This window comes from Rhodococcus sp. P3_B8 (assembly GCF_056402775.1).
Window position 1 is genome coordinate 1 of the sequence record NZ_JBFUGT010000371.1, and the last position, 5,719, is coordinate 5,719.

Consider the following 5,719-nt stretch of genomic DNA (forward strand, 5'->3'; position numbering starts at 1 on the left):
ACTCCACTCCGGGGTGCGCACCTGCCGCAGGGCGCACCGACCTCGCCGGCGCTCGCCAATCTCGTCGCCTACCGACTCGACCGCAGACTGACCGGCCTCGCGAGAACCCATCGGGCCTGCTACACGAGATATGCCGACGACCTTGCGTTCTCCGGCACGGAACTGGCGGTGGACCGACTGATCCACGCCGTCGGCCGGATCGTTGCGGACGAAGGCTTCTCGGTGCACCCGGCCAAGACCCGGATCATGCGGGCGCACCGACGCCAGCACCTGGCCGGGCTGGTGGTCAACACCCGTCCGCAGGCGGCGCGAGCCGACTACGACGACCTGAGAGCGCTGCTCTTCAATTGCGCTCGCTACGGACCCGATTCGCAGAATCGTGACGGCAGACCGCATTTCCGTGAATACGTCTACGGACGCATCGCCTGGGTCGGGGAATCCAACGCGAACAGGAGACGGTCGCTGCACGCACTGGCCGCCCGGGTCGACTGGGCAGACCCGCGTCGCTGATCGGCCGCGCGGTCAGCCGCGGCCGATGTACGGCATGCCGGTGGCCATGATGGTCATCGTCGGCACGGTGACGTCCAAGGGGAGTTCGACCAGTCGGGTCACTGCGTCCGCGACGTACCGCGGGTCGAAGGTGGGTTCCGCTCGCAAGGATCCGTCCGGTTGGCGGGCGGAGTGGCCGATGCCTTCGGTCATGGCGGTTGCGGCGTTCCCGATGTCGATCTGGGTGCAGCAGATGTCGTGTTCGCGTCCGTCGAGCGCGATCGACTTGGTCAACCCCGACACCCCGTGTTTGGTTGCCGTGTAGGCGACGCTCGCGGGTCGCGGCGTGTGGGCGGACAGTGAGCCGTTGTTGATGATGCGTCCGCCGCGCGGTGTCTGGGCTTTCATCATCCGCACGGCCTCCCGGGAGCAGAGGAAGACCCCGGTCAGATTTGTGGCGACCGTCCGGTCCCACCCCTCCGGTTCGATCTCGTCCACCGAGCCGGACGGGCCGAAGGTGCCCGCATTGTTGACGAGTACGTCGAGGCGGCCGAAACGTCCGGCCACGGTGGCGAAGAGGCTGTGCACCGACTGCGGCGACGAGACGTCGGCCGGCAACACGACTGCGTGTTCGTGACCGTGCGCTGCCTCGTCCAGCTTTTCCCGCGCCCGCCCAGTCAGCACCACGTGATGCCCGGCGTCGAGCAGTCCGGTCGCGATCGACCGACCGATTCCCGAGCCGGCACCCGTCACCACGATCACCCGTTCCGTCACATCCACTCCCTTGCATCACTAGTCCCGAACAGCTGTCGGAGGCTCCCGAATTGTCGCCGATCGGCGGCGCCGCTGCGGCTGTTCACCCGTTCCGTTTGCGGGCGTCGACGAGAACGCGGGGGGATCTCAGGAATCACGGTGCGCCTAATACTGGAGTGGGGGACGGTGGTCGGCTTTCCTGTCCGGGTGACCATCGCAGACATCGCACCCCGCACGGCGCTGCAGCAGCGCTACTGGGACCCCGCCCTCACCGAACCCGCGCAGTGGAATCCGGTTCTGGAAGCCCTGCACTCGCACCGGTCGGTCCGCCGCTACCTGCCCGATCCGCTGACCGACGAGACACTCGACGTGCTCGTGTCGGCTGCGCAGTCGGCCGCCACGTCGTCGAACCTCCAGGCGTGGAGTGTCGTCGCGGTCCGCGACGCTGACAGCAAGGCTCGTCTGGCCGCACTGGCGGGCGACCAGGCCCACATCATCGAGGCCCCCGTCCTGCTGGTCTGGCTCGCCGACTTCGCCCGTGTCCGCCAGCTCGCCGGCGACCGCGGCGCGCCGATCGAGGGCGCCGACTATCTCGAGAGCAGCTATATCGGGTTCATCGATGCCGCCCTGGCGGCGCAGAACGCCGTGACCGCGGCGGAGTCGCTCGGGCTGGGAACGGTGTTCATCGGGGCGCTGCGCAACAAGCCCGAGGAAGTCGCGGCGGAACTCGGCCTGCCGCCCCACGTGTTCGCGGTGTTCGGGCTCGTCGTCGGGCAGCCACATCCGGACGCCGACGCCCAGATCAAGCCGCGCCTGCCCCGAGCTGCGGTATTGCACCACGAGAAGTACGACCTGCCTGCCCAGCGCGACCACGTCGACGCCTACGAGGGGCGGATCGCTGCCTTCTACTCGGCGCAGCAGCTCGAACATTCCTGGATCGACAGGGTTCTGGACCGACTCGCGTCCGCGACACGGTTGAACGGGCGGGATCGGCTGAAGGAATCACTCATCCGTCTCGGGTTCCCCCTTCGCTAGAGGTGTGACGCGGCCACCGGTGCACGGTGGCCGTTCGAAGTCCGAAACCCGGTGAGTGGCTCTGCGGGACCACCCACCGGGTCTTCTGCCGCGGAGGCCCTTCGTGAGCGCTTCCACTGGAACTGACTTCATGGAGCGGATCCATAGGGGACGCCGTGGACAGTGCCCGGTTCGGTGACGTCGAACTGACCTATCAGCTGCGCGAGGGCGGTCAGCGCGTCGTACTCGTACCCGCCCGTGCCTTCGTCTCGTGGTACGACCCACGCTCGTCGCGCTTCAGCTTGCGCTGGAGACGCCCGAGCGAGTCGGCTCGGTGGCACTGCTCGACCCCGCTGTCCGTGGGATCAATTCAAAAGCTGGGTTCCGACGATCGTCGATTCAGTATGTCGTGGGGGCCGTGGCCGGGAACGCTCGGCGATCTGCGCCCACGACATGCCCGCCGCGAGAGACTCGGTCACCGCCCTGGTGAGGAGAATCGCCGTACGCCGTTCCCGAGAAGGGCATCCGCCACGACGTACCTGTCCGGAGCCAGTCCACGACCGCTACCGTGCGAGAGGTGGAACTCATTCTCGCTGCCTCGGCCGAATTCGAGCGCGTGGTGCGCCAACTGCCGGCGGACTCATGGGACCTGCCCACACCGTCACAGATTTCGGTGCGCGACCTGGTCGAGCACGTCGTGGTGGGAAACCGTTTCACTGCGCTCCTGCTTGCCGGCGTCAGTCGTGAACAGGCCCGGAACATGCTCACAGATGACCAGCTCGGAGACGACCCGGTTGCCTCGGTGGCCGAATCGTCACGACACCAGGCCGAGGCCTTCGCCGCCGCACCTCCGGAGCAGCCGGTTCCCGGCCCGAACGGTGACGTCCCCGCCGAGGCGTTCCTGCGCTTCCGGCTCGTCGACCTGGTGGTCCACGCGTGGGACCTCCTCCGCGCGGCGGGTCTCGATGAAACTCTTGATCCGCTCGTGGTCGCCGGGCTGTCGCGCGTGGTGGAACCATATCTGGAGGACATGCTCGCCTTCGGTGCTTATGGCGAGGGCCCGAGTGGCACATTGCCTCCCGACGCYTCGCAGCAGGCCCGACTCCTCGACTGGTTCGGACGACGGCCCTAGCGCAACGCCAAGCGATCGAGGGCCTCCCGCCGGGGATCCGCTTGCGGAACCGCCCGTCCCTCGGCGCGCTGTCGGCTACTCCAACGCGTCCCCGTCCTCATCGTCGATCTACACCGGGACCGATGAGGGTCAGACCTGCAACTTCGGTGACGTCTTCGCCAACTATCCAGCGATCCTCGAACACCTTGCTCGTCAACGGCACCTGCCGTGCTCCTTGTGTTCGACTCCGTGCCGCTCCACCTCGATCCTGTAGTAGGTGGATCCCCGACTGGCCGAAGAACCGGGTTCAGTCATGGCCGTTCTTGTTCCAGAGCTGATGGGTGAGACCGCTGGGTGAGGTGACGGTCTCGACGGTGAAGCGGTCTTCGATGCCGTCCAATCCCTCCCAGAGGGATACGCCGCGCCCGAGGGTGATGGGCACGATCACCAGGTGCATGAAGTCGATCAGGTCGGCTTGCAGAAACTGCCGCACGGTCGAGGGTCCTCCGCCGATACGGACGTCCTGGCCGTTCGCTGCCTCCTGGGCCATGCGCAGCACCTCACGGGGTGGCGCGTCGACGAAGTGGAAGCTGGTTCCGTTGGCAAAGTCGATGCTCGGGTGTGGGTAGTGGCTCATGACGAACACTGGTGTGTGAAATGGCGGTTCGTCGCCCCACCAGCCCCGCCACCCGTCGTCGGGCCAATCGCCGGTGTGGGGCCCGAACTTGCGGCGCCCCATGATCTCCGCGCCGATGCCCTGGCCCCACAGGCTGGTCACGGCGCGGTCCAGAGTGATCGGGGCGTCTACCCGGTCGACCCCGTGGATGACGCGTCCGTCGAACCAGTCGAATAGCCGTTGCGCACCGCCGATCGGGGCGTCGAACGTCACGTGCTCACCGGCGGCGTAGCCGTCGAGGGAGATGTTCATGTTGTGGATGCGGGTGCGGGGCATGGGCGCCTCCTCCAATGATCGGATGGACCGGGATACAAATAGACAGACCGGAAGAGATGGCTGGACTCATCGCGAACGTCGAAAATCGTGTTCCGTTGGCCGATTTGCTTCCGAATGGTGCAGTGCTGCCAAAGGCAGTAGTCCAGTCTGGCATTCCTGCACTCATGGATGACACCACTACGCACCAAACAGTCGCAGCCTAGTTCGACATCGACATCGACATCGACAGCGCGGATCGGGGCGATCGCCGCGGTTCGCGCAGTAGACTGACGGCCCCGACAAGGAGGACTCGATGCTGGTCTTCGGCGAGCCGTACGAGGCGAGTAACGGCACGGTGATCATTACTGTGTCGCGGACAGCTTGGGGCCGACGAGGTGAGCGTCCGGTCGGCATGTACACAGTCGGTGCGGAGGGTGCTACGTGGACGCCTGCCGTCGATGCGAGCTTGCACGCGTTGATCGGGGTCTGCACGGGTTTCGCGGCGGCCGTCATCGGCACGATCGCGGTGTTGCGGCGACCGCCATGGCCGGAGATGACCGAGCGGGTGATGACCGCGCTTGCTCAGGCGCGGATCGCCGAAAGCCGACATAAGTAGGAAATCGATCCGCCGCCGGTAGGGGAACAGCCGTTGTCCCCGACCCTGGGCGGTGGGGTACACGAACAGCTGGTACTCGTCGCCCAGGCCTCAGACGATCAGGATGTGGGTCAGCGTGATGCTGCCCGTCTCAGCTGGTCGGGGCGGGCGGCGGGAGCGGCGCAAAGGAAGGCTCCTGCGGCAGCTGCTGGATGGGCGGTTGCGTGGTCGGGTCGTCTGACGGCGGAGGTGGGGGTGGCTGTGTGGTCGGGATGTCGGACGGCGGGGGCGGGGGCGGTTGCGTGGTCGGGTTGTCCGACGGAACAGGCAGGGGCGGCTGCGGAGGCGGGACCATCGTGATGGTGGGGTCAGGGCTGGTGGACGGCAATGTCTCGGGCGGGACCGTGAGCGTCGTCGTGGGTAGCGGCGGCAGTGACGTGGGCGGCAGTCCCGGAAGCTGCAAATCCGGCGGCAGGGTTCCCGGCAACGGCTCGATTCCCGGTGCCGTCGTGGAACCGGGTGTGGCCGGCAGTTCGATGGTCTGCGTCGGCGTGTCGGTGGTGGTGGTACCGGGCGTCGTCGTCGCAGGCGGCGTGGTGGGAGCGATCTTCTCGAGTTCCGCGGCGAGCTTCGCCCGCCACACGTCGAGTTCGTTGCGCATGTCGGCGTCGCGTACCCCGCCGGAACGGTCGGCGGCGCCCTCGAGCAGGTTCTTCGCCGCCTCCGCGTCGCCCGCGGCGATCAGCCGCTCGGCCTCCTGCAGCTGCGACGCGGTGTCGATCTGCGCGACGGTCGAATCGGCCTGCTGGCTGAACACGACCGACTT

At 67.2% G+C, this 5,719-nt stretch carries 7 protein-coding genes; 4 read left to right on the forward strand and 3 right to left on the reverse strand.

What is annotated here, in order from left to right; genetic code table 11:
- A partial coding sequence (locus AC1D1G_RS40540) for a reverse transcriptase family protein (protein WP_477956415.1) occupies positions 1-510 on the forward strand: 510 nt, incomplete at its 5' end.
- A gap of 12 nt (positions 511-522) precedes the next feature.
- On the opposite strand, the gene AC1D1G_RS40545 is transcribed toward AC1D1G_RS40540, so the two are convergent.
- Entirely contained in the window at positions 523-1,269 is a 747-nt protein-coding gene (locus tag AC1D1G_RS40545; protein ID WP_477956416.1) for an SDR family oxidoreductase, read from the reverse strand.
- Between the two features lie 159 nt (positions 1,270-1,428).
- Here AC1D1G_RS40545 and AC1D1G_RS40550 point away from each other — a divergent pair, with 159 nt between their 5' ends.
- Both AC1D1G_RS40550 and AC1D1G_RS40555 read left to right on the forward strand, forming a co-directional pair.
- The gene (locus tag AC1D1G_RS40550) at positions 1,429-2,277 is read left to right on the forward strand and encodes an NADPH-dependent oxidoreductase (RefSeq protein ID WP_477956421.1); all 849 of its coding nucleotides are present in this window, start codon (positions 1,429-1,431) and stop codon (positions 2,275-2,277) included.
- 556 nt (positions 2,278-2,833) lie between these two features.
- Positions 2,834-3,388 (forward strand): TIGR03086 family metal-binding protein, encoded by a 555-nt coding sequence (locus AC1D1G_RS40555; protein ID WP_477956417.1) that lies wholly within the window; start codon positions 2,834-2,836, stop codon positions 3,386-3,388.
- Positions 3,389-3,674: 286 nt separating this feature from the next.
- On the opposite strand, the gene AC1D1G_RS40560 is transcribed toward AC1D1G_RS40555, so the two are convergent.
- A complete protein-coding gene (locus AC1D1G_RS40560; RefSeq protein WP_477956418.1) occupies positions 3,675-4,319 on the reverse strand; it encodes a dihydrofolate reductase family protein in 645 nt (214 codons plus the stop codon).
- Between the two features lie 292 nt (positions 4,320-4,611).
- Here AC1D1G_RS40560 and AC1D1G_RS40565 point away from each other — a divergent pair, with 292 nt between their 5' ends.
- Positions 4,612-4,914 (forward strand): hypothetical protein, encoded by a 303-nt coding sequence (locus AC1D1G_RS40565; RefSeq protein WP_477956419.1) that lies wholly within the window; start codon positions 4,612-4,614, stop codon positions 4,912-4,914.
- A 130-nt stretch (positions 4,915-5,044) separates the two neighbouring features.
- Here AC1D1G_RS40565 and AC1D1G_RS40570 read toward each other — a convergent pair.
- The coding region (locus AC1D1G_RS40570) for an anti-sigma-D factor RsdA (protein WP_477956420.1) at positions 5,045-5,719 on the reverse strand (675 nt) is incomplete at its 5' end.

Bases quoted from the DNA above. Each gene is read 5' to 3' on its own strand.
- AC1D1G_RS40560 (WP_477956418.1), bottom strand. From the start codon at position 4,319: ATGCCCCGCACCCGCATCCACAACATGAACATCTCCCTCGACGGCTAC.
- AC1D1G_RS40565 (WP_477956419.1), top strand. From the start codon at position 4,612: ATGCTGGTCTTCGGCGAGCCGTACGAGGCGAGTAACGGCACGGTGATC.